Here is a 23,945-nt window from a genome sequence, read left to right on the forward strand (position 1 = left end):
CGTCGATCCAGCGCCGAACGCGTATCTGAACGATAAGGGGATTACACACGTGCTTCTGAGGACCATCAGTATCGGAACCCGGGCAGCGATTGGATTCGCGGTCATCACGCTCACGATGTTGTTCGTCGGCCTGTTCAGCCTGATGCAAATGGCCACGCTTGATCGCGCCGCTAACCGGATCAATGACCTCTGGATGCCCGGCATCATTTCGGTTCAGAAGCTGTCGCTGAGCATCCACACCATGCGGCTCGAAGGTCAGCGGTTTCGTGCTACCCATGACCCTGTCGTGCGACAGAAGAGCAAGGCGCTGATCAAGCGCGCCGAGCAGGAACTCGACGCTCATCTCAGCCAGTACCAAGCTCGACAGGGCGGTCCCGAAGAAGTGGCGCTGCTGGATTCAATCCAGGCTTCCCTCGGCCGCTATGTGCTGACATTGGATGAAGTCATTGCCCTGCTCGACGCACAAACCCTCGATCAGGAGGCGTTGGAGCGTCTTAACGCGAGGCTGGCCGATATCGGCAGCGAACTGACTCGTGCCATGGACCAGCTGGTGAAGCTCAATGAAGCCGGCGCAGGGGCTGCTGCCAACGAGACGCGTACGTTGTACGGCAACATGCAACTGATCATCGGCGTCGTGCTGACGCTATCAGTGGTGGTCACCGTAGCGTTGGCCTGGCTGCTGACCCGGAGCATCGTCGGACCAATTCGCGAGGCCTTGTCCGCTGCGCAGATGATTGCTAAAGGCGATCTGAGCGGCAGGATCGAGCACGCGGGTTCGGATGAGCCCGCAGCGTTACTCAAGGCCATGCGCGACATGCAGCAGAATCTGCGTTCGACCATCGAAGGCATCGGTGTGTCAGCCAATCAGCTGGCAGCCGCTGCCGAGGAAATGAGCTCGGTCATGGGCCATAGCACGCAGGGCCTGCAGCAACAATGCGAGCAGATCGAGCACACCGCCACCGCGGTGACGCAAATGAGCAGTGCCGTCGATGAGGTTGCGCTCAACGCCGTTAGCACCTCTGAGTTATCGCGGGCGTCCGATCGGCAATCGCAGAAAGGCCATGCCGAAGTCAGCGAAACCATCGCGCTGATCCAGGGGTTGGTGGAGGAAGTGTTGCAGGCCGTCGGCCAGGCCGAAAACCTGTCGCGCTACACGGACGAAATCAGCTCGGTACTCAGCGTGATTCACAGCATTTCCGACCAGACCAATCTGCTGGCGCTCAATGCGGCGATCGAAGCCGCCCGGGCGGGTGATGCCGGGCGTGGGTTTGCCGTGGTGGCGGATGAGGTTCGGTCACTGGCCAAGCGCACACAAGCGTCGACGCTGGAGATCGGCGCGATGATCCAGAGCATTCAAACGGGCACAGGGGCGACGGTCTTCGCGCTGCAACACAGTGCCGAAAAAGCGAATCAAACGCTCGATCGCGCACGTGCTGCGGGACATGCTCTGGAGCAGATCACGTTGGCCATCGCCAAGATCAACGAGCGAAATCTGTTCATTGCCACCGCCACCGAGCAGCAGGCCTTGGCAGCCCGGGACGTCGACCGCAGCCTGCTGACGATCCGCGATTTGTCGACGCAGTCTGCTGCGGGGGCCACACAGACGAGCAGTGCCAGCGGTGAGCTCGCGCGACTGGCCATCAACCTCAACGGCATGATTGCCCATTTCGCGCTGTGAGCGATGCGTCATGACCGACTTCATCGCGACCGACAATGCGCACCGCATCACCTGCCTGCTTCCGCCGGAACCAGAACCTGTGCCAGTCGGCGCCGCCCAGGCCACCCTTCGCACCTGGTCGTGGATGGTCTTGGCACTGGCAATTGTCGTCTTGCTCGGCGGTCTGCTGAGCCTTCTCTATCAGCAGGCACAGCACCAGGCGGCGTCGGACGTCGGCAACTTGAATCGCATTTTGGAATCACGCCTCAACGGCACCTTTTACGCAGCGCAGAATGGCCTCGAGAGCATCGCCTCGCGTCTCGACGAGGGGCCGCTGCATGCCGACGCTATCTCGGCCATTCAGCCGTGGCAATTACGCGCGCTGGCGCGACGATTCCCGGGAGTAGGGCATTTCGATGTGCTGGCACTTGACGGACGTTTTCTGTTTGATTCCGATGGCACCCACTCGACCTCGTTGCCGTCCACTCAGCCATTCCGCAATTCGCTGCAACACAAAACACCTGCTGACATAAAAACGTTGTCGATGGTGTTGGGCAGCGATGAGCGCAGAGAAATGTTGTACATGGCCGTGCCGGTTCTGGACAACCAGCAGCGGCTGACCGGATGGGTTGCGGCGAGTCAACCGCTGAAGCACATCCTGGAAGCCATCAGTCAAGTGGACGTCGGTGCCCATGGCGTTATTACGTTGCGTCGTACCGACCAACCCAGCGCAGTGCTGCGGGTCCCGGCGCCCACGCAACAGGTGGAACGCTACGCGCCCGATGGAATCGATCAGGCGCTGGCGCAAGGGGTTCGCGAAGGCACGCTGGTGACCACCTCGCGGGTCGACGGAATCAGGCGCCTTTACGGGTTCAAGCGCATCGGCAATTTCCCGTTGGTGCTGGTCGTCGGCCTGGCGAGCCAGGATTACCTGCTGGGCTGGAAATACACGGCCATCGCCTCGTCCGTCGTCTGTGGCGGTTTGTACCTGTTGATTCTCGGCTTGACGCTGCGCTTGCAGACCAACCGGATTCGTCGTCAGCACGTCGTCGATGAACTGCGGGCCAGTGCCTACCACGATGACCTGACTGGCCTGCCGAATCGGCGCTACCTGCTCGAACGGGTGAATCAGGCGATTATCCATTGCGGCCGTGGCCAGCGACTGACGCTGATTTATCTGGATCTGGACAACTTCAAAGTCATCAATGACTCGCTCGGCCACGTGGCGGGCGATTCGATCATCCAGCAGTTGGCCCAGCGCCTGATCGCGCTGAAGCCTTCGGTGGACACCGTTGCGCGGCTGAGTGGCGACGAGTTTCTGGTGCTGGTGGATGAAGACGACCACACGCTGCTAACGGACTTGGTAGGGCGCATTTTGCGCGCCCTGCAACAGCCGCTCGAATTGGCGGGTTACAACCTGTCGATGACGGCCTCTGCGGGCATCGCGTCGCACATCGCCCACGGCCACGACTTCGGCTCGCTGCTCAAAGCCGCTGATACGGCGCTGACGCAGGCCAAGCGTAACGGGCGCAACACATGGGTGTTCTACGAGGCCGCGATGGGCGCGCGGGAGCTGCGTTATTTGCACGTCCAGACCGAGCTGCGCCAAGCATTCGAGCAGCGAGAGCTGGAGGTCTATTACCAGCCTCAGATCGAGCTGAAGACCGGTAACGTCATCGGCGCCGAGGCGTTGTTGCGCTGGAATCATCCGGGTGAAGGGCCTATTGCGCCCAATGAGTTCATACCGGTCGCCGAGTCCAGCGGGTTGATACTTCCGATCAGCCGCTGGGTGCTGAACGAGGTGTGTCATCAGGCCGTGGCGTGGCAGGCAGCGGGCTTCGGCGAGCTGACCGTGGCGATGAATTGCTCAGCGGTTCAGTTCCGGCAGGGCAGTCTGGTTCAGGAGGTCCAGCGCGCATTGAGCGACAGTGGGCTCAAGCCGGAGTTGCTCGAGCTGGAGCTCACCGAGTCGATCCTGATTGGAGACTCTGAACGGGTACTGGAGACCGTTCAGGGATTGAAGGCCTTGGGCGTGCGCATGTCGATCGATGATTTCGGCACCGGCTATTCGAGCATGGCCTACCTGAAGCGTTTCGCCGTGGACAAGCTCAAGATCGACCAGTCCTTCGTAAGAGGCTTGCTAAAGAATCCGCAGGACGCCGCGATCGTTCAGGCGGTGATCACCCTTGGGCACAGCTTTGACATGAAGGTCATCGCCGAGGGCGTAGAAGATGCCGACATTCTTGCGGCGCTGAAAGGGAGAGGGTGCAACGAGGCGCAGGGTTATCACTACGCCAAGGCGCTATCGGTGCCAGCTTTCGACCTGTTCATGCAAGGTCGGATCGAAGCTTCCTTCATTGCTGAGCGCTGGGTTTAGGCGGCGTCAACAGGCGCTGATCCGTCGTGCCGTCGGTGTCGGTCAGATGAATTCATATAGAGGTCATACGTCCGTATACTTCTCGTTGGCGCATGGACTGGGTAAGGTGGCCTACAACGGGTTAATGTCCAGGCGATCTTCACGTCTGCAATCAAAGGTATTTCGCTTGCCCATCTCAACACTGGTCGCCGTCGTCGATGATGACGCTGCCGTCCTTGCCAGCCTCGACAGTCTCGTTCGTTCTCTAGGATTTTCAGTTGCCGTCTTTTCTTCAGCAGAAGCGTTTTTAAGTGCCGCCGACATGAGCAACATCGGATGCCTGATTACGGATGTACAGATGCCCAAGATGAGCGGTGTCGAACTTCATGAGTGGCTGATGGCGCAAAACATGCGTATCCCGACGATCTTCATTACCGCCTTTCCTGAAGAAACCGTGCGCAAGCGCGCCATGGTTGGCAGTGCCGTGTGTTTCCTCTCCAAGCCGTTTCAAGGCTCTCTGTTGATCGATTGCCTCAACCGCGCGCTGAATTGACGTTCTTCCGTCAGGCTGTCCGCCCGACAAAATGAGCCGCCCTCCATACCTCGCACTGCCGTGGTTCATCTTTCGTTCGCGTAGTCCAATGAGAGGCACGCAGCCCTTTCAGGGGCCGCAGGCACGATACCTCCCGGCGCATCTTATCGCCCTTTGAATACACTTAGCCTGAAGTTGCCGCACGCATATCAACAACTAACGTGTTGAACGCATTGGTAAAAACAGCGGCCCCGCTGTGTTTGTTATTGCGCTATAAACACAAAGAACGACTTAATGACTGAAATATTGGCGCCATAAAAATAACGCAGTTATCAGCCTGTTTAATGACAGCGTCAGCTCTATTAATGAGCACAGTTATTGCATACTGCCATTACTCCTCGAAATAGGTGAAGATTCGACTCACTTTCTCTGCTGATCTCTGATTCAACGAATCGTCAGCCTCAGCGGAAGGCGTGATTTCACAAGTAGGTTGCACAGATATTCCGGGCGATGCCTGAAACTCTTTTGCCGTGAGATTGAAAAGCAATGCCCACGATTCCTTTGTTGATTTGCGACGACTCGAACATGGCGCGCAAACAGCTGATCAGGGCCTTACCTTCCGATTGGGGGGTATCGGTCACGACGGCGACCAACGGGTATGAAGGTCTTCAGGCCATCCGCCAAGGCCTGGGCCAGGTTGTGTTACTTGACCTGACCATGCCCGATATGGACGGCTATCAGGTGTTGGCCGCCATTCTCGCGGAAAATCTGAAGGCCAAGGTCATTGTGGTGTCGGGGGACGTTCAGGAAGAGGCCGTTCGCCGCACGCTGGAGCTGGGGGCGCTGGCCTTTCTCAAGAAGCCCGCCGATCCCGTTGAATTGCAACTGACGCTGCAGCGCCTCGGGCTGCTCAATCACCCTGCAAGCTCGGCCGCCCCAGTGCCCAGGGTCGAACAGACGACCATCAGTTTTCAGGACGCCTTTCGCGAAACCATCAACGTCGCCATGGGCCGTGCCGCAGCGTTGCTGGCGCGAGTACTGGGTGTGTTTGTGCAATTGCCGGTGCCCAACGTGAACATGCTGGAGGTTGGCGAGTTGCACATGGCGTTGGCGGATGCCCAGGCCAGCGACCGGCTGACCGCGGTGTGTCAGGGCTACATCGGCGGGGGTATTGCCGGGGAAGCGCTGCTGATGTTTCACGATTCCGAGATCGCCGACATGGCGCAATTGATGAAGATCAAGGACAGCGACTATTCCGAAATGGAAATGCTGTTGGACCTGTCGTCGATCATCATCGGCGCTTGCCTGAGTGGGATCGCCGAACAGATCGACATCGCGTTTTCCCAAGGGCATCCTCAAGTTCTGGGGGCGCACAGCGGCATTGACGAGCTGATTCGCATCAATCAGCAACGCTGGAAGAAGACCTTGGCCGTAGAGATCAGTTACAGCCTGGAAGGCCACAATATTCATTTCGACTTGTTGATGTTGTTCACCGAAGATTCGGTAGAGCGGCTGTCGCGCAAACTCGCCTACCTGATGAGCTGATCCATGAACGATCGTATCGACATCAAAGAACTGCATTGGCTGCTGACCATCACCCAGAGCATCGACGTCGGCGTGGTGGTGCTGGATCAGGAGTACCGGGTCCAGGTATGGAACACCTTCATGGAAAACCGCTCCGGCGTGCTGCCCTACGAAGCGGCCAATCGCTCGTTTTTCGACATCTTTCCGGAATTGAACCCCGAGTGGCTGCAGAACAAGATCGACAGCGTGATCACGCTCGGCACCCCGGCGTTCACGATCTGGGAGCAACGTCCGTATCTGGTGCGGTTCAAGAGCTATCAGCCGATCACCGGTCAAGAAGACTTCATGTACCAGAACACGACGATGTTCCCGCTGCGTTCCACCAGCGGCGAGGTGTCTCATGTCTGTCTGGTGATTTATGACGTGACCGACGTCGCGACCAACCGCTTGCAATTGCAGCGCGCCAACAGCGAACTGCAGAAGTTGTCCAGCACCGACCGCCTGACCGGGCTGTACAACCGGGGTCATTGGGAGGAGGCTTTGCGGCTGGAGTACGCCCGGCACGTTCGTTATGGCTCGTCGGCGGCGCTGGTGATGTTCGATATCGATCACTTCAAACGGGTCAACGACACCTATGGCCATCAGTGTGGCGACAAGGTGATCCAGCGCGTGGCCGATGTCATTCGCGAGCACATCCGCGACTCAGACATCGCTGGCCGTTACGGCGGCGAAGAGTACGCAGTGCTGCTGCCGGACACCGATAAATACGGCGGCGGCACGTTCGCCGAGCGCTTGCGGCTGGCCGTAGAGGCGCAGGAAATCCTCCATGAAGGCGAGGTCATTCGCTGCACCATCAGCCTCGGCGTCGCCGACATGAACGCCCCGCTCAGCGACCACAAAAGCCTGATCGAATGGGCCGATCAGGCGCTGTATGCGTCGAAGAAAAATGGGCGCAATCAGGTCTCGTTGCATGGGGTGTGATCGAGGCAATGCATGACCCTGTAGGAGCGTGGCTTGTCCCGCGATCATCGGGGAACCCGAGGTAAAATCTGCGACCGCGATCTGCCTGATTCTCCGCAGTGGCCGATTTTGCTGCCGCTTCGCGTCAGATCGTCCGGATGCGGCCCAGAGACATGCCACGCTCCTACAGGTTTGCATTCATCTCAAGACAGCTCCGCAAAATCGCTCAACACGTCGTCCCGCAGCGCGATAAAACGGGCGTCGCTGCGGTTGCGAGGGCGGGGGAGGTCGATGTCGACGATGCGACGAATGCGCCCCGGATGCGGCTGCATCACCACCACGCGATCACCCAGATAAACCGCCTCGTCCACATCGTGGGTGACGTGCACCATGGTGATCTTTTCCTGCTGCCAGATGTTCTGCAATTCCCGTTGCAGGCGCGTGCGGGTCAGCGCGTCCAGTGCGCCGAAGGGCTCGTCCAGCAGCAATACGCTCGGGCGATTCACCAGCCCGCGCGCGATGGCCACGCGTTGCGCCATGCCGCCGGAAATCTGATGCGGGTACGACTCGGTGAAGTCTTGCAACCCCACCAACTCAATGTGCTCACGTACCGTCTCGCGCTTCTGCGCAGGCGTGAGCGGCGCATTCTTCAGGCCTACCGCGACGTTTTGCTCCACGGTCAGCCACGGGAATAGCCGATGGTCCTGAAACACGATGCCGCGCTCCGGCCCTGTGCCCTTGATCGACTTTTCGTCCAGCAAAATGCGTCCGTCAAACGCTTCGTCCAGACCGAGGATCAGCCGTAACAACGTCGATTTTCCGCAACCGCTGGCGCCGACGATGGTGATGAATTCGCCGGGGGCAATGTCCAGCTGAATGTTGTCCAGCACCTGCAATTGGGTGTCGCTGCTGGCGCCGAAGAAGCGTTTGCTGATGTTCTGCAGACGCAGCCCGTTGCCTGGCTGGCTAGGGAGAGGGAGCGCTTGACTGGCGGACATTGGGGCGTTCCTTTGAAAATGTGAAAAGGGAAAACTAACGCGGCGTGATGCCGTAGAGCCGTTGCATGCGTCGTTCGAGGCGGCGAGCCAGGACGTTCAATCCCCAGCCTACGAGACCGATGATCACCATGCCGAACAGCACCAGGTCCATCATGAAATGCTCACTGCCGTCGATCAGCGTGTTGCCGATGCCGTCGCCCGACACCAGCAGGTATTCGGCGCCGATGGTGGCGAGCCACGAGTACACCAGCGCCAGGTAGATCCCGGTGAAGATCGATGGCAGCGCGGCGGGCAACATCACGCCGATGACGGTCTGCCAGCGGCTGAAGCCGTACACCTTTGCCACTTCCAGGAATGCATTCGGCACGTTGCGCAAACCGTCGCAGGTGTTGACCACCACCGGCACCAGCGCGGCGAGGGAGAGGAACACCACTTTCGCCACGTCGCCCAGACCGAACCACACCGAGATCAGCGGAATCCACGCGAACAGCGAAATCTGCTTGAAGGTATTGAAACTGGGGCCCACCACACGCTCGAAAATGCGCGAGAACCCCAGCAGGCAACCGAGGATCAGCCCGAGCACCGTACCGATGAAAAAACCGCTGAGGTTGCGCGCCAGGCTCGACGAAATGGCGCGCCAGAATTGGCCCGAAGTCACTTGCTCCCAAGCGGTGACCGCGACCTTCTGCGGTGACACCAACAGACCCGAATCACTCCAGCCCTGATTGGCCGCCAGCCACCAAAGGGCAACGCCGGCGATGGGCAGCACCCAGCCGCGATAGCGGTGTTGGGAAGGAGCGCGAGTAACGCTTAATGAACTCATATCACCCTCCCAGGCGTCCGCGCCCGACCCTTGTTGAGACGACGCTCGATGATCTCGAACGCCCTGTCGATCAGCAGCCCGACCGTGCCGACCACGACCACTGCCGCCATCACCAGGTCCAGCTGAAACAGCTGACGTCCGTAGGCGATCAGGTAACCCAGCCCCTCGCTGGACGCCAGCAATTCGACCACCACCAGCGACAGCCAGGCTTTGGTGAACCCCAGGCGCAGGCCCGTGAAGATTGGCGCGACGGCTGACGGCAGCACGATGTCGGTGACGATCTGGCGCTGACTGAAGCCATACGCCTGGCCCACTTCCAGCAGGCGTTTGGGCACCTGATGGAACGCTTGCAACGTGCACAGCGTGACCGGCACCAGCGCGGCATGCGCAATCAGGACGTATTTCAACGGCTCGCCGATGCCGAACAGCAGCAGCGCGAAGGGCATCCAGCCCAGCACCGGAATCTGCACCAGCGCGTTGAAAGTCGGCAGCACATAATCCTCGACCGTTTTCGACAGGCCCATGACCAGACCCAGCGTGACCCCAAGGCCCGAACCGATCAGAAACCCCACCACAACCCTCTGCAGGCTGGCCGAGGCGTTGAGCCACAGGTCGCCAGTGCTGAACAGGTCGGTGAGCGTCTGATAGACGTATGCCGGAGGCGGCAGCACCTGCTCAGACAGCCAGCCACGTTCAGTACCCAGGTACCACAAGCCGAGCAGCGCGAGTGGAAGCAGCCAGGGCAAGACAAGGTTTACGGCGCGGGTTTGCCACGCCGGGGATGAGCGTTTGGTAGCCGCCACACGCCGGGGGGCGCGGGCGGGGAAGTTGGGCAGGCGCTCGACCGGCGCCAGTTTCTTTGCGTGCGCCCGGTCTTGATCGAGTAAAGGTGCGGTGGCTCTGGCCATGACCTCAGCCTCCGTTGTTGACGGTTTTATCCGATGATGCCGTCGCGGCAGTGGGGGTGGCTTTGCCGTCCGCGCCGTAGGCAGTCCAGTAGTTCTGCAGGCCTTTGGACTTCAGCGCAGTGTCCAGGTATTTGGTTTCGAACCAGCCGTCGATAGTGACGGGGCGGCGAATCATCTTCTCGTCCTTGGCCTGATCGGCAACGGCCTGATAACGCGCTTTGAGGAAGTCATCTACCAGCGGCGAGGCGCTGTCGCGAAGTGTGATGTGCCCGAAGTCCGCTTTGAGAGAGGCCAGCGGCTCGTTGGTCTTGGCCCATTCGTTCAGCACGGCGTCACGGTTCTGTTCGTCCGATTCCCATTTCGCGGCGTCGACAAGGGTGTCGACAACCTTTTGTACGTTCGCGGAGTGCTCTTTTTCATAGGCACCGCGTACCACCAGCGCGCACTGTCGGGTGTAGCGCACGTCGTTGTTCGGGTTGTCGAAAATGATGTCGACCAGGCCTTGATCCCGCAGCTTGAAGAGTTCACGACCGCCAAATGCCGCATCCACCCCTTTGGACGCCAAGGCCGCCTGGCTGCTGCCGCTGTCGAGGTTTATCACCTTCAAATCGCGCTCGGTCAACCCGTGGTCCGCCAGCAGATTGATCGACACCAGATGGCCGTTGGTGCCACGGAAAACCGCCACTTTTTTGCCCTTGAGGTCTTCGATGGTCTTGATGTCAGAGCCCTTCGGCACGGCGAGATAGACGTTGGAGCGTACGCCAATGGCGGCCAGTAGTTTGGTGTCCAGTCCATTGGCACGACCGACCACTTGCGGCAGGTCTCCCTCGTAGGCGAAGTCCAGCTGCTGGTTCGACAGCGCCTCGTTCACGGCAGGACCGGCCCCTTTGAAGAAGAACCACTGAATTTCAGTGCCGGTGCCTTCGAAGGCTTTCTCCAGCAGTTGCTGGTTGCGCACGATGCCCAGCGGAGAGCCGCTGAAGGTCACCGGATCGCCGCCCCCCGCACTGGCCACGCCGATGCGCAGCACGTCGGCTTCGGCCAAGGGCATCATCAGCAGCGCCGCCAGTGCGGTAGCTACGCTTTTCGTGCTGAATACAGATGTTCGCTTGGCCTTTGCCATGACGTGTTCTCCTTGAAAAGTGGGTAACGAAAAATCAGGCCGCCAAGTGCTTTTTGTCGGCTTCGGTTCGCGGGGAGAGGGTGTCGGGGGTCGGCTTGATCGCCTGGCTGGAGCGGCCATCGACCCCCACCGGAATGTCGCCCGCCACGGTCGTGCGGCGCACGATGCGTTGCGCCTGGCCGTAGTCGTTGATCGCGATGTGCTGAGTGGCGCGGTTGTCCCAGATCACCACGTCGCCTTCGTGCCAGCGCCAACGCACGGTGTTGTCGACCTGGGTAATGCGGTCGTGGAACAGCCGGATCAGCTGTTTCGAATCATTGCTGCTAACACCCTGAATGTGTTTCACGAAGTGGCCGAGGATCAGGGTGCGTTCACCGGTTTCAGGATGCACGCGCACGAGCGGGTGTTCGGTCTCGTACACCTCTGCGGTGAACTGCTCGCGGTAACGTTTCAGGCCCTCTTCACCGGTGTCCTTGGGTGTCGCGTAGTCATAGACGTTGGTATGCAAGGCCCGCAGGCTGTCGGCCAGCACTTTCAGCGGTTCTGGCAGGTCGGCGTAGGCCGCCGCCGTGTTGGCCCACACGGTGTCGCCACCGTAGGGCGGTATGACCACGCCGCGCAGAATCGAAACTTTCGGGTAGTCCGCAACAAAGGTCACGTCGGTGTGCCAGGAGTTGGCGCGGGTTTCCCGCGAGTCCAGGTTGAGGATCGCGGTGCTTTGCTCGGCAGAGCGCACGGTGGGGTGCGGCACCTGAGCGCCGAAACGACGAGAAAAACTTTCGTGCTGTTCGTCGGCGAGGAACTGTTCGCGGAAGAACAGCACTTTGTGTTTCAGCAAGGCTTGGTTGATGAAGTCGAAATCTTGCGCAGAGATATCACCGGTAAGTTTGATGCCGCTCAGTTCGGCGCCAATTTTCCCCGCCACGGGTTTGATCTGAATCGCCATGTCCGAACTCCTGTTCAGGTTGTTGTGGCTCAGATCATAAAGATATAAATCAGCGATCCGCTAATCACTAATTGTCATAAATATAGAAGGAGAGTTTATGCAGCTAGTTTATGAAGATAGCCAAAGTTCATAAGCTTATTCGAAAGTAAGGCGCGGCAGATTTTGTCGCGGTGGTGCAGAAAAAATTAGGGGGGTGAGCAGGCTCACCCCCCTTAAGTCATCGGCATGGAGCTCAGGTTTGCGGTACATCGTCCTGAATGTCCGGGCCGTTCAACGTTCCCAGAGACTTGCGCAACCGGCTCGCCAGCGAGCTGCTGCCGTGCACGTTGTGATAATGAAAAACTGCCGTGGCGCGCAGGGCATCCTCGGCGACCGGAAGGTTGGTGTGCAGCGAGCGGTAGCCCCAGAACAGGTAAAGATGCCCCGGCTGCATGACGATGCGGGTAAGCGCCTGGTCGTTGCGGGTGACCCGGTTTTTCATGTAGCGCTGGACCCATCGGTTGTCCACCAGGACTTTATCGATAAGGTTGCGCAAGTAGGTGCGTCTTATCGGTCGACGATTAGGCAGCATCACCAAGTCGCCGCGCTCGCCCGATTCAGGCATGCACACTGGCATGATCGTGGTCAGCACGAACGAGTCGTAGTGGAAAATCAACGATTCCCGCCGCCCACCATTGCCGGTGAGGCAGCGCAGCGTTTGCGTCAGGGTGGTATCGCTGGAGCGTTCGCCTGTGGCGCCGGCAACGATCCGGCGGCACAGATCGATGAAGTCCCTTGAGTTGCCCCAGTCATACATAGGCGTTCCGGTCACGGCCTGTCGCCCGGCGAGGGCAACGTAGTCATTTCCCGCCGCAGCCACCGTGCGTGTCACCAGCGCCTGCATTTCATTCAATTGCGTTGGACTGGCCCAGTCCGGGAGAACAGCGTATCCGTCACTGTCGATGGCCTTGATCAGGCTGTTCACCTGAGCGTCCGAAAAGCTCGAGTAGGGCATCGCGATAACCTCGTTGCGGGTCTCTGTATCGATTATTAGCCCTCGGACCTAATGCCTGAGATGTACCGTTTCAGCCGGGCGAAGCGACAGACTAGCAGCTAGCACAGCTTTTTCTACAGGCGTGGATTAAATATTTCAAAATGTGTGTTTTTGCCCGAAAAAGCCGGATTTTGTGTCCGTTTTTGAAACAGATTGACGCAGGATGCCCGGAGCGGCGGGCCGGCAAGGTGTATCAAATTTGCGTCACATTTTGTGTCTGTGTGGGTTATTTGCCGCACGCGGTACCAAACAGTGGTTCCTCAAGCCCTTTCACCCCCGGATGCAAAGCGAATACACCTCCCGCTAATGGTTGATCGCTGAGGTCGCCTCCGGGGCGGATCGAGGTCACAAACAATGTGTCCAGATCTCGCCCCCCGAACGCACACATGGACGGCTTTTTCACCGGCACTGCCAACGAGCGGTCCAGTTTGCCCGCTGGCGTGAAGCGATGGATGAGCCCTTCGTCGTTGCCGCAGATCCAATAACAGCCGTCGGCGTCCACAGCGGCGCCGTCGGGGCGGCCGGGGTAGAGGTTCATGTCCACGAAGAGTCGACGATCATGGGGCGTGCCGCTGTCAATGTCGTAGTCGAACGCCCAGATTTTTTGCACGCTGGGATGAGAGTCGGAGAGGTACATGACCTTCCCGTCGGGGCTGAAGCCCAAGCCATTGGGGACAATCATGTCGCCAACCGTTGCTTGCAGGGGCGCGGACTGACCCTCTTCGTAGCGCAAGAGCGATCCCACGGCCGACGCCTCGGCCATGTCCATGAACATGGTGCCGGCCCAGAAGCGGCCTTGGCGGTCGCAGCGGCCATCGTTGAAGCGCATGTTGGCGCGCGGGTGTTCGATATCGATCAACCGCTCGCAGCGCAGTGTTCCGTCCTCCTGAGGGTGAATTCGGAACAAGCCGTCCTCCATGCCCGCGAGCCAGGAGCCGTCGCCGTAGCTGGCAATGCAGGCCAGCATTTGCGGAGCTGTCCAGCTGTCTGTGCAAACGTCACCAAGGCGCCAGCGATGCAGCTTCCCCGCTGGAATGTCCACCCAATAAAGCGCGCGTTCGCGTGCGTTCCAGACCGGGCATTCGCCCGTAGCGTTGCGCGCGTCGAGGATCAGCTCAGGCTGCATGATGACCATTCCAGAAGAGAGACGAGGAGGGCTAAACCCGCCAGCGCGACGCTGGCGGGATCAACTGCGGATCACTGATCGCCGAACGGTCCGGACGCCACGAACGCGCCGCCTTGGTAGACCAGCAGCGGGTCGTCTGCAGCAGGCATCGGCTGCGCTTCGACCTTGGCCCGGAACGGTTCGGAGCTGTCTTGGGGGGCATACCCCAAATGGTTGGCGAGACGATTGTCCCACCAGGTGTTCGCGTTGTTGGACACGCCGTACACCACGGTATGCCCCACGTTGGGCGTGAACAGACCACGCTCGATCAACTGCGTCAGGTCGTCGTAACTCAGCCAGGTGTCGAGCATCCGGCGGTTCTGCGCTTCCGGAAATGACGAGCCGATGCGAATGCTCACCGTCTCGATGCCGTAGCGATCGAAATAGAAACTGGCCAGATCTTCGCCATAGGACTTGGACAGACCGTAGTAGCTGTCCGGCCGCTTCACGGCGCTGGCGTCGATGGTTTCGTCCTGGCGATAGAAGCCGATCACGTGGTTGGAGCTGGCAAAGATCACCCGCTTCACGCCGTGACGACGTGCCGCTTCGTAAATATGAAAGGTGCCGCAGATGTTCGGACCGAGGATGTCTTCGAATGAATGCTCGGTGGAAACGCCGCCGAAATGCACGATGGCATCGACGCCTTCGACCAGTTGATGAACAGCGGCTTTGTCGGCGAGATCGCAACGCTGCACTTCTTCATGCGGGCCCGCTGCAGGGGCCATGTCGGCGATGTCGGACAGGCGCAGCACGTTGGCATAAGGGCGCAAGGTTTCGCGCAACACCTTGCCAAGACCGCCTGCGGCGCCTGTCAGCAGAATGCGATTGAAAGGCGTGGGGGTCGATTGAGTCATCGGAAGGAACCTTGATAGACGTTGTTGTTATAGGTGTCATCGGTTGTCGTATGACATAGGGCGGGATTATCGACACCCGTTACAAACTTTGTCAACGCGAGGCTGGCTAGGGTGAAGCGCTGTGGTTAAGTCCTGTTGATCACGATCACAGGCGAAATCTTCTGCGGCATAGGGTTCGCCGAACTGTTGATCTCAAGTCGCCGGTTCTGTTGCCAGTTTCGCTTCCTTTTCCATCTGCAGCTCCTTCCCTGTGGCCAGCAGCGAGCCTAAGGTGCCTGCAATGTTGGATCGAGTGTGATGAGCGGCTGTATCGGTCTGTTGCGAAGCTCATTTTTCTCTGCTAATTTCGAAAATGTTAACGATGACATTTCCGCTTTAACAATAAAAACAACGGGATTTTTCGCCATGACAACTCGCCTCAAGAAAGGCTTTTCCACCGTTCTGTGCTCGCTCGCCGTGGCTGTGGCGTGCGCCGGTTCTTTCTCCGTTCAAGCGGCGGACGCCAAATCCGGCCCGTTGAAAATCGGAGCCTCGTTTCAAGAAATCAACAACCCCTATTTCGTGACCATGAAAGACGCGCTGACCGACGCCACCAAAAGCATCGGCGCGAGCCTCCTGGTGACCGACGCGCGCCACGATGTTTCCAAGCAAATCAGCGATATCGAGGACATGCTGCAGAAAGGCATCGACATTCTGATCATCAACCCGACTGACTCGGTGGGCGTGCAGTCCGCTGTCAAGCAGGCCCACGACAAGGGCGTCGTGGTGGTGGCAGTGGATGCTCAGGCCGACGGCCCGCTGGATTCGTTCGTCGGTTCGAAGAACTACGACGCTGGCGTTCAGGCCTGCGAATACCTGGCGACGAACATCGGCGGCAAAGGTGACGTCGGCATTCTCGACGGTATCGCAGTGGTGCCGATCCTCGAACGCGTACGTGGTTGCAAGGACGCGCTGGCCAAACACCCGGACATCAAGATCGTCAGCATCCAGAATGGCAAGCAGGAGCGTGATCAGGCGCTCAGCGTGACCGAGAACATGCTTCAGGCGCAGCCGAATCTGAAAGGCCTGTTCAGCGTCAACGACAACGGCTCCCTCGGTGCACTGGCGGCGATCGATTCCAGCGGCATGGACGTCAAGCTCACCAGCGTCGACGGCTCGCCCGAAGCCGTGAAGGAAATCCAGAAGCCGAACAGCAAGTTCATCGCCACCTCGGCGCAATATCCGCGCGATCAGGTGCGCCTGGCGCTGGGCATCGCACTGGCCAGGAAATGGGGCTCGCAAGTGCCTAAGGCCATCCCCGTCGACATCCTGCTGGTGGACCAGGCCAAGGCCAAAACCTTCAGCTGGTGACGGAACTGTCGCTGTTCGCCTGACGGTTTTTGCGTTGGGCGAACGGCGCGGATCTGAGCAACGTTTGCTTCGACGAGGTGCCCATGAGCTGCCTTCTGCAACTGGAAAACATCTGTAAAAGCTACCCCGGCGTGCACGCGCTCAAATCGATCAATCTGTCGGTCGAGCGCGGCGAAATTCATGCCCTCCTGGGTGAGAACGGCGCGGGCAAATCGACGCTGATGAAGATCCTCGCCGGTGTCGAGCATCAAGACAAAGGCAGCATCCTCATCGATGGCGCCGAGCAGCACTTCGCGACTTACAACGAAGCGATCGCAGCCGGCATCGGCATCGTGTTTCAGGAATTCAGCCTGATTCCCTACTTGAACGCCGTGGAAAACATTTTCCTCGGCCACGAAATCGTCAACGGCTTTGGCCTGCTGCGCAAAGGCGAGATGCGCGAAAAAGCCATCGCGCTGTTCGACCGGCTCGGGGTGAAGATCAATCTTGACTGTTCGGTGCAGCACCTGAGCGTCGCCGAGCAGCAGTTCGTCGAAATCGCCAAGGCGCTGGCCCTCGAAGCGCGCCTGCTGATTCTCGATGAACCCACTGCCACGCTCACGCCATCCGAGGCCGAGCTGCTGTTCGACATCATGCGCGAACTGAAAAACCAGGGCGTGGCGGTCATCTTCATTTCCCATCACCTGGAGGAAATCTTCCAGGTATGCGACCGCATCAGTGTCTTGCGCGATGGCGCCAATGTGGGCGCGCTCACGGTGGCCGACAGCGATATCGACACGCTGGTGGAGATGATGGTCGGGCGTCGTCTGGAAGCCAGCTTTCCGCCCAAACCTACTCGGCCTTTGGGTGACGTGGTGTTGCAGGTGCGCGACATTCAGCTCACTCGCAACGGCCCGCACAACAGTTTCAACCTGCACAGGGGCGAGATTCTCGGATTCGCCGGGCTGGTCGGCTCCGGGCGCACCGAACTCGCGCTGGGGGTGATCGGCGCGTTGCCGGTGGTGAGTAAAGACGTGCTGCTGCGCGGCCAGCCGGTAAACCTGAGCGACCCCGCCCACGCCCTGGCCAACGGCATCGGGCTGCTGCCCGAGAGCCGCAAGAGCGAGGGGCTGATCGTCGATTTCAGCATTCGCGAAAACATCTCGCTGAACAATCTGGGCAAGTACGAAAGCGCCGCGCACCTGCTCGATCGGCACAAGGAAGACACCACCACTGCCGCGCTGATGAAGCAGCTGTCGATCAAGGCGCCGACCTGCGAGAGCCGCGTGCTGAACCTCAGCGGGGGGAACCAGCAAAAGGTGGTGATCGCTCGCTGGATCAACCACCACTGCGACATCCTGATCTTCGACGAACCGACCCGAGGCATCGACGTCGGCGCGAAAGCGGAGATTTACAACCTGATGCGCAAACTCACAGAGCAAGGCTTCGCGATCATCATGATCTCTTCGGAACTGCCGGAAATCATCGGCATGTGCGATCGCGTGGCCGTCTTCAACAAGGGCGCCATCGTCAACGTGCTGCAGGCGAGCGACATCAACCCGCAAGAAGTGATGCGCCATGCCACCGGGAGTCTGACCAGTGAACACGTCCATTAAAACCCTGACCGCTGAGCCGAACCGCATGAAGCTCAACTTCGCCCAATTGATCCGCTCGCCAGCGTTTTACCCTTTCGTCGGGCTGGTGGTGGTGACAATTTTCATGATCTTCGCCAGCGACAAATTCCTCACCGGCGCGAACCTGGAAAACATCGCGCGGCAAGTCTCGATCAACGCCATCATCGCCGTGGGCATGACCTGCGTGATCCTGACCGGCGGCATCGATTTGTCGGTGGGGCCCGTCATGGCGCTGTCCGGAACGCTGACCACGGGCTTGATGGTGGCGGGTGTGCCGGCGCCGATTGCCATCCTCATCGGTTTGCTGATCGGCGTGGGTTTTGGCGTCGGCAACGGCATCTTCGTCGCTTACCTGAAAATGCCGCCGATCATCGTCACTCTGGCGACCATGGGCATCGCCCGCGGCCTGGGCCTGATGTACACCGACGGCTACCCGATTTCCGGTATGCCGGACTGGTTCGCCTGGTTCGGTCGCGGCACCTTGTTCGGCATTCAGGTGCCGATTCTGATCATGCTGCTGACGTATTTCTTCGCCTGGGTGCTGCTGCAACACACGCGCATCGGGCGTTACGTCTACGCCATCGGCGGCAACGAGGAAGCGGTGCGCCTGTCGGGCGTGCGGGCTTCGCGCTTCAAGTTGCTGGTGTACTCGATCAGCGGCTTGACGGCTGCGATTGCCGGACTGGTGCTGTCCTCGCGTTTGATGAGCGGCCAGCCTAACGCCGGGGTCGGTTTCGAACTGGACGCCATCGCGGCCGTGGTGCTGGGCGGCGCGTCGATCGCAGGCGGGCGCGGCGTGATCATCGGCACCCTGGTCGGTGCCCTGTTGCTCGGCGTCCTCAACAACGGATTGAACATGCTCGGCGTGTCGCCTTACGTACAGAGCGTGATCAAGGGCGGGATCATTCTGCTGGCCATTTTCATCAGCCGGCAGCGGCATAAATGAATGTGTGGGGGGGCTGGCCCTATCGCGAGCAAGCTCACTCCTACAGGTGTCATGCGTGGATGCCGCACCGCGCACCAACTGTAGGAGTGAGCTTGCTCGCGATGCCGCCAGAGCGCCCACCCACGAATCCGAATTGACATCTGCGGCCACGATCCGCATCCGAACATCCCAAACAGGTAACCCGACATGGAAACAAGCACAAACAACACCATGCAAGCCGTCGTCTGCCACGCGCCGAAAGACTACCGTCTGGAGCGCATCACCAAGCCGGTCGCGCGCAGCAACGAGCTGGTCATTCGCATCGGCGCTTGCGGCATCTGCGCCAGCGACTGCAAATGCCATTCCGGCGCGGCGATGTTCTGGGGCGGCGAGAGCCCGTGGGTCAAGGCGCCCGTGGTGCCGGGGCACGAGTTCTTCGGTTACGTGGATTCGGTAGGCGAGGGCGCTGAAGAGCACTTCGGCGTGAAGGTCGGTGACAAGGTCATCGCCGAACAGATCGTGCCCTGCGAGAAGTGCAAGTTCTGCAAATCCGGCAAGTACTGGATGTGCGAAGTGCACAACATTTTCGGCTTCCAGAAGGACGTTGCCGAAGGCGGCATGGCGCAATACATGCGCATTCCGAAAACCGCCATCGTGCACAAAATCCCGGAATCCGTTTCCCTGGAAGACTCCGCGTTGATCGAGCCGATGGCCTGCTCGATTCACACCGTCAATCGCGGCGACGTGCAGCTCGACGACGTGCTGGTGATCGCCGGTGCAGGCACGCTGGGGTTGTGCATGGTGCAAGTTGCCGCGTTGAAGACGCCGAAGAAACTGGTGGTCATCGACATGGTGGACGAGCGTCTGGAGTTGGCGAAAAAATTCGGTGCCGATGTGGTGATCAACCCGAGCCGCGATAACGCCAGGGAGATCATCAACGGCCTCACCGACGGCTATGGCTGCGACGTATACATCGAGACCACCGGCGTGCCCATCGGCGTGACCCAAGGCCTGGACCTGATTCGCAAACTGGGGCGTTTTGTCGAGTTCAGTGTGTTCGGCGCCGAAACCAGCGCTGACTGGTCGATCATCGGCGACCGCAAGGAGCTGGACGTGCGCGGCGCCCACTTGGGCCCGTATTGCTACCCGACCGCCATCGACCTGTTCGAGCGCGGGCTGGTGACGTCCAAAGGCATCGTCACCCACGACTTCGGCCTGGATGACTACGCCGAGGCCTTCGAACTGGCGAATTCGACCAAGTCGATCAAAGTGCTGCTCAAGCCGGTCAATTGATGCGTCAACTCTGTAGGAGTGTGGCTTGTCCCGCGACCGGCGACGGAGTCGTCGTAAATCCGATAAATGCGGTGTGTCAGAAAAATCGTATTGGCAGCATTTACGACGGGTTCCCCGCGGGACAAGCCACGCTCCTACAAGTGATGTGCAAGACCTTCAATAACAAGAGAGTGCGTGGAGATGGAATACGTCATCGGGGTCGACATCGGCACCCAAAGCACCAAGGCGTTGCTGGTCGATGCCCAGGGCCGCATCGTCGCGCAGCACAGCCACGGCTATAAGGTCGACACCCCCAAACCGCGTTGGGCCGAGCAGTGGCCGCAGGTCTGGCTGGACGCCGTGGAAATCTGTGTCGCAGCCTGCATGGCCAAGAGCGGCGTGCCGAAAGACAGCGTCAAATCACTCTGCGTCAGCAGTCTCTACGGCGGTTCGGGGATCGCCGTCGATGCGCAGATCAAGCCGCTTTACCCCTGTCTGATCTGGATGGACCGCCGCGCCGAAGAACAGGTCGAGTGGGTCAATCAACACATCGATCTTGAACGCCTGTATTCGATCACCGGCAACTCGGTGGACAGCTATTACGGCTTCACCAAAATGCTCTGGCTCAAGGATAAACAGCCCCGTATCTGGGCCGACACCCGCTACTTGCTGCCGCCCAACAGTTACATCAACTACTGCCTCACCGGCGAGGTGGCGGTGGATCACAGTTCGGCGGGCAACATCGGTGGCGTGTACGACATCGAAGCGCGGAGCTGGTCCGGCGAGATGCTCGACGCGCTGGGCATTGCGCAATCGATGATGCCCGAACGCCTCGTGCATTCCGGCGATGTGGTCGGTGATCTGCTGCCGGAGTGGGCCGAGCGTCTTGGCCTGCAAGCGGGTATTCCATTGCTCGGCGGCGGCGTCGATGCAGCCATGGCAACCTTCGCGGCGGGCGTCACCCAAGCGGGCAACCACGTCGCAATGATCGGCACCAGCATGTGCTGGGGCTACCTCAACCAGCAAGTCGATGCGCGCCATGGCCTGGTGAGTTTTCCCCACGTCTTCAACGGGGCGAAAGACCTCTACATCTTTGGCGGTGCGATCACGGCGGGGGCGTCGGTCAGTTGGTTTCGCGAGCAGTTCTGCCAGGCTGAAGAGCAGCAGGGCCGCGAGAGCGGCGAAGACAGCCATGTGATTCTCGAACGTGCTGCGACCCAAATCCCCGCAGGCTGCGACGGCGTTCTGTTTCAGCCCTATCTCATGGGCGAACGCAGCCCTGTCTGGGACGCGAAGGCCAGCGGCAGTTTCGTCGGCTTGACCCTCTTTCACAGTCGCATTCACCTGTACCGCGCAGTGCTCGAAGGCGTGACCTTCGCGCTGCGGCATAACATCGAAGCCGGGACCCAAGGCGCGCAATCCCTTGACCCGCGCTTGATCGTGGTCGGCGGCGCGAGCCATTCGGATCTGTGGATGCAGATCATCGCCGACGTCACCCACTTCCCGGTCTACACCATCGTGCAAGAAGTCGAAGCGGCCCTCGGTGCGGCGCTTCTGGCGGCCCACGCGGTGGGGTTGGTGGACGATGCGCAAGTGCACAAGGGCTGGGTTCAATTAGAGCGTCGGGCCGAACCGCAGGCAGAAAACGTCGCGCTGTATTCGCGTCTTTTCGCCGATTACGTGGCGCTGTACCCGGCGCTCAAACCGATCATGCATCGCCTTCAGGGAGCGTGAATGTGAGCACTGCCCACTTTGATTTCAGCGGCCAGCGCGTGCTGGTGACGGGAGCCAGCAGCGGCATCGGTCGGGAGGTCGCGCAGCAGTTGCGGGCCAGCGGCGCCGAGGTGTATGCCCTGGGCCGCGACCCCTCGGCGTTGCAAGCAATGGCCGATCAGGGTTGCCATGTACTGCGTGTGGACGTGGCGGATCAGGCGCAGTTGGCCGCGTTGCTCGCCGAATTGCCGGTGATGCACGGCTTGGTCAATTGTGCGGGTATTTCCATCCTCGAAGCGGCGACCGACGTCAGCGCTGCGGCCTTCGATCAGGTCATGGCCGTCAACGTGCGGGCGTCGGCGATGGTGGCCGGGAGCGTGGCCAAAGCAATGATCAGCGAGGGGGTGAAAGGCAGCCTCGTCAACGTGTCGAGCCAGGCGTCATTGGTGGCGCTGGACGATCACCTGAGCTACTGCGCGTCCAAAGGTGCGATGGACGCCATGACCCGCGTGCAGTGTGGGGAATGGGGCAAGCATGGGATTCGGGTCAACAGCGTCAATCCCACTGTGACGCTGACGCCAATGGCGCAGATGGCCTGGAGCGAGCCGAGCAAACGCGATCCGGCCTTGGCCGCGATTCCGTTGGGGCGTTTTGCCGAAACCGCGGAAGTCGCTGCGCCGATTCTGTTTCTGTTGAGCGACGCGGCCTCGATGATCAGCGGCGTGTCGTTGCCGATCGATGGGGGGTACACCAGCCGGTAGCGATGTGAGCACAACATGACTGTAGGAGCGTGGCTTGTCCCGCGATCTGGCGCGTAGCGCCAGCAAAACCAGACCGCGCGGTCCTGCTGATTAAATTCAGAAATAGGATTTGCGACTGCTGCGCAGCCGATCGCGGGACAAGCCACGCTCCTACAGATCATGCAGCGCTGCCATTCTCCAACTCACCCACAATCACCACCTTCGCCTTCGGCAAGAACCGATCCTGAATACGCTCCAGCAGCAGCGTCACGGCGCTGCTGCCCGCCTTGGACGCATCGTGCGCGATACAGGCAATGGGGATGCCGAAAATGTCGGCGAACGGCAACCGGTCGATACCGCAAATGGGCAGGCTGTCGTGCGCAACCCCCTTGTCCCGAAGTGCACGCATGGCGCCGAGGGTGATCAACTGGTTGAAGCCGAAAATCGCATCCGGCAGCGGGTGTTCGCTAAGGTATTCCAGCGTGCTGTGATAGGCCGGCTCAAGGGTGTAATCCCCCGCGAACACCTCAAGCTGCACCGGCTTGCCGTTCTCCGCCAAGGCCGCCTTCACCCCCTTCAGACGTTCTTCTGAAATCCGCGAGTGGGCAGGGCCGGTCAGCACGAGCAGGCGTTGCAGCGCCGGGCTTTTCGACAGCAGGTAACGCGCGCCCTTCAGGCCGCTGTGGAAGTTGTCCAGCACCACATGGCTGAACGGGCTGCCATGTAACGCGCGGTCCAGCTGCACCACCGGCACCTCGCCATTGCTCAGGCGACTCAAATAATGCGGCTGATACTCCGGCTCATCCGACACAGGCGACAGCACGATGCCTGCGACGCGATAACTGAGCAGCGTGTCCACCGCCTTGCGCTCCAGCTCTTCGGAGCCGTCGGTGTCGACCAGCATGATCGTGTAGCCGTGCTTCTTCGCTTCGCGAGAAATGGCCTTGATCATCTCGCTGTAGAACGGGTTGTCCACCGACGCCGTGATCACACCGATGATCATGCTCTCACTACGTTTCAGGCTGCGGGCGAACGCATTGGGCACGTAGTCCAGTTCTTGGGCGACTTCGAGGATGCGCGCCAGCGTGGCGGGTTTGACCAGATCAGGTTTGTTCAATGCGCGGGAGACAGTGACGGGGGTCATGTTCACGCGGCGGGCGATGTCGGAAATCGTGACAGGGTTCTTTTTGCTCATGGACTTCGGGCGGCCTTGAATCGGGATCACACGCGAGCGGGGTCAGCGGTGTTTAATTGCGCAAGGCTAGCACGATGAAGGGTCTGACAGGGCGCGCGGATTCGACGAATGTTAACGTTTTCATCGCCGATTTTCTGCAGCCTTGGGGTGTGCGACGGGTGGCGTCGAACGGCTCTATAAACGGCGGGTCACTGGCCACGCAAATCGTCTTCGATGTTTTGTATGCAATCGGTCAATAATGTGTGTCCGTTTACCTCA

The 23,945-nt window shown here is 59.9% G+C and carries 20 protein-coding genes and 1 pseudogene; 12 read left to right on the plus strand and 9 right to left on the minus strand.

Annotated elements, in window-relative coordinates; translation table 11 throughout:
* Nucleotides 1-49: 49 nt before the first annotated feature.
* The 6 genes and pseudogenes from B3N48_RS26760 to B3N48_RS02545 form a co-directional block, all read left to right on the plus strand.
* A pseudogene (locus B3N48_RS26760) lies at nucleotides 50-820 on the plus strand (MCP four helix bundle domain-containing protein); the annotation flags it as partial.
* An 81-nt stretch (nucleotides 821-901) separates the two neighbouring features.
* Entirely contained in the window at nucleotides 902-1,678 is a 777-nt protein-coding gene (locus tag B3N48_RS26765) for a methyl-accepting chemotaxis protein (RefSeq protein ID WP_414704186.1), read from the plus strand.
* A 10-nt stretch (nucleotides 1,679-1,688) separates the two neighbouring features.
* Complete coding sequence (locus B3N48_RS02530; protein ID WP_296179011.1) at nucleotides 1,689-4,034, plus strand: putative bifunctional diguanylate cyclase/phosphodiesterase; 2,346 nt, start codon at nucleotides 1,689-1,691, stop codon at nucleotides 4,032-4,034.
* 166 nt (nucleotides 4,035-4,200) lie between these two features.
* Nucleotides 4,201-4,566 (plus strand): response regulator transcription factor, encoded by a 366-nt coding sequence (locus B3N48_RS02535; protein ID WP_296179013.1) that lies wholly within the window; start codon nucleotides 4,201-4,203, stop codon nucleotides 4,564-4,566.
* 525 nt (nucleotides 4,567-5,091) lie between these two features.
* A complete protein-coding gene (locus B3N48_RS02540) occupies nucleotides 5,092-6,090 on the plus strand; it encodes a response regulator (RefSeq protein ID WP_296179016.1) in 999 nt (332 codons plus the stop codon).
* Nucleotides 6,091-6,093: 3 nt separating this feature from the next.
* Entirely contained in the window at nucleotides 6,094-7,050 is a 957-nt protein-coding gene (locus tag B3N48_RS02545) for a sensor domain-containing diguanylate cyclase (RefSeq protein WP_296179018.1), read from the plus strand.
* A gap of 182 nt (nucleotides 7,051-7,232) precedes the next feature.
* Here the strand turns inward: B3N48_RS02545 and B3N48_RS02550 are convergent, their stop codons facing one another.
* From B3N48_RS02550 to B3N48_RS02585, 8 genes are all read right to left on the minus strand, one after another.
* Entirely contained in the window at nucleotides 7,233-8,027 is a 795-nt protein-coding gene (locus B3N48_RS02550) for an ABC transporter ATP-binding protein (protein WP_296179020.1), read from the minus strand.
* Nucleotides 8,028-8,061: 34 nt separating this feature from the next.
* Nucleotides 8,062-8,850 (minus strand): ABC transporter permease, encoded by a 789-nt coding sequence (locus B3N48_RS02555; RefSeq protein ID WP_296179022.1) that lies wholly within the window; start codon nucleotides 8,848-8,850, stop codon nucleotides 8,062-8,064.
* Complete coding sequence (locus B3N48_RS02560; RefSeq protein WP_296179024.1) at nucleotides 8,847-9,758, minus strand: ABC transporter permease; 912 nt, start codon at nucleotides 9,756-9,758, stop codon at nucleotides 8,847-8,849. Before B3N48_RS02560 ends, B3N48_RS02555 begins: the two co-directional genes overlap by 4 nt.
* A 4-nt stretch (nucleotides 9,759-9,762) precedes the next feature.
* Nucleotides 9,763-10,881 carry an ABC transporter substrate-binding protein gene (locus tag B3N48_RS02565; RefSeq protein ID WP_296179026.1) on the minus strand — a complete coding sequence of 373 codons (1,119 nt, stop codon included), beginning with the start codon at nucleotides 10,879-10,881 and terminating at the stop codon, nucleotides 9,763-9,765.
* Nucleotides 10,882-10,915: 34 nt separating this feature from the next.
* Nucleotides 10,916-11,827 (minus strand): TauD/TfdA dioxygenase family protein, encoded by a 912-nt coding sequence (locus tag B3N48_RS02570; RefSeq protein ID WP_296179028.1) that lies wholly within the window; start codon nucleotides 11,825-11,827, stop codon nucleotides 10,916-10,918.
* Nucleotides 11,828-12,059: 232 nt separating this feature from the next.
* Entirely contained in the window at nucleotides 12,060-12,821 is a 762-nt protein-coding gene (locus tag B3N48_RS02575; protein ID WP_296179030.1) for a hypothetical protein, read from the minus strand.
* Nucleotides 12,822-13,086: 265 nt separating this feature from the next.
* Nucleotides 13,087-13,986, minus strand: a complete 900-nt coding sequence (locus B3N48_RS02580; protein WP_296179031.1) for an SMP-30/gluconolactonase/LRE family protein — start codon at nucleotides 13,984-13,986, stop codon at nucleotides 13,087-13,089.
* A 71-nt stretch (nucleotides 13,987-14,057) separates the two neighbouring features.
* Nucleotides 14,058-14,879, minus strand: coding sequence for an NAD-dependent epimerase/dehydratase family protein (locus tag B3N48_RS02585; RefSeq protein WP_296179033.1), 822 nt, complete (start codon nucleotides 14,877-14,879; stop codon nucleotides 14,058-14,060).
* A gap of 405 nt (nucleotides 14,880-15,284) precedes the next feature.
* Between B3N48_RS02585 and B3N48_RS02590 the strand changes: the two genes are divergently transcribed.
* From B3N48_RS02590 to B3N48_RS02615, 6 genes are all read left to right on the plus strand, one after another.
* Nucleotides 15,285-16,229: a substrate-binding domain-containing protein gene (locus B3N48_RS02590; RefSeq protein ID WP_296179035.1), complete on the plus strand. Its 945-nt coding sequence runs from the start codon at nucleotides 15,285-15,287 to the stop codon at nucleotides 16,227-16,229.
* A gap of 83 nt (nucleotides 16,230-16,312) precedes the next feature.
* The gene (locus tag B3N48_RS02595) at nucleotides 16,313-17,824 is read left to right on the plus strand and encodes a sugar ABC transporter ATP-binding protein (RefSeq protein WP_296179038.1); all 1,512 of its coding nucleotides are present in this window, start codon (nucleotides 16,313-16,315) and stop codon (nucleotides 17,822-17,824) included.
* Nucleotides 17,825-17,849: 25 nt separating this feature from the next.
* A complete protein-coding gene (locus B3N48_RS02600) occupies nucleotides 17,850-18,788 on the plus strand; it encodes an ABC transporter permease (protein ID WP_296179143.1) in 939 nt (312 codons plus the stop codon).
* 186 nt (nucleotides 18,789-18,974) lie between these two features.
* Nucleotides 18,975-20,060: an alcohol dehydrogenase catalytic domain-containing protein gene (locus B3N48_RS02605; RefSeq protein ID WP_296179040.1), complete on the plus strand. Its 1,086-nt coding sequence runs from the start codon at nucleotides 18,975-18,977 to the stop codon at nucleotides 20,058-20,060.
* Nucleotides 20,061-20,240: 180 nt separating this feature from the next.
* Nucleotides 20,241-21,773 (plus strand): FGGY-family carbohydrate kinase, encoded by a 1,533-nt coding sequence (locus tag B3N48_RS02610; protein ID WP_296179042.1) that lies wholly within the window; start codon nucleotides 20,241-20,243, stop codon nucleotides 21,771-21,773.
* A 2-nt stretch (nucleotides 21,774-21,775) separates the two neighbouring features.
* Nucleotides 21,776-22,513 carry an SDR family oxidoreductase gene (locus tag B3N48_RS02615; RefSeq protein WP_296179045.1) on the plus strand — a complete coding sequence of 246 codons (738 nt, stop codon included), beginning with the start codon at nucleotides 21,776-21,778 and terminating at the stop codon, nucleotides 22,511-22,513.
* A gap of 157 nt (nucleotides 22,514-22,670) precedes the next feature.
* Here the strand turns inward: B3N48_RS02615 and B3N48_RS02620 are convergent, their stop codons facing one another.
* A complete protein-coding gene (locus B3N48_RS02620) occupies nucleotides 22,671-23,687 on the minus strand; it encodes a LacI family DNA-binding transcriptional regulator (protein WP_296179047.1) in 1,017 nt (338 codons plus the stop codon).
* Nucleotides 23,688-23,945: the final 258 nt, after the last annotated feature.

This window comes from Pseudomonas sp. UBA1879 (assembly GCF_002338065.1).
Classification (GTDB): Bacteria; Pseudomonadota; Gammaproteobacteria; order Pseudomonadales; family Pseudomonadaceae; genus Aquipseudomonas.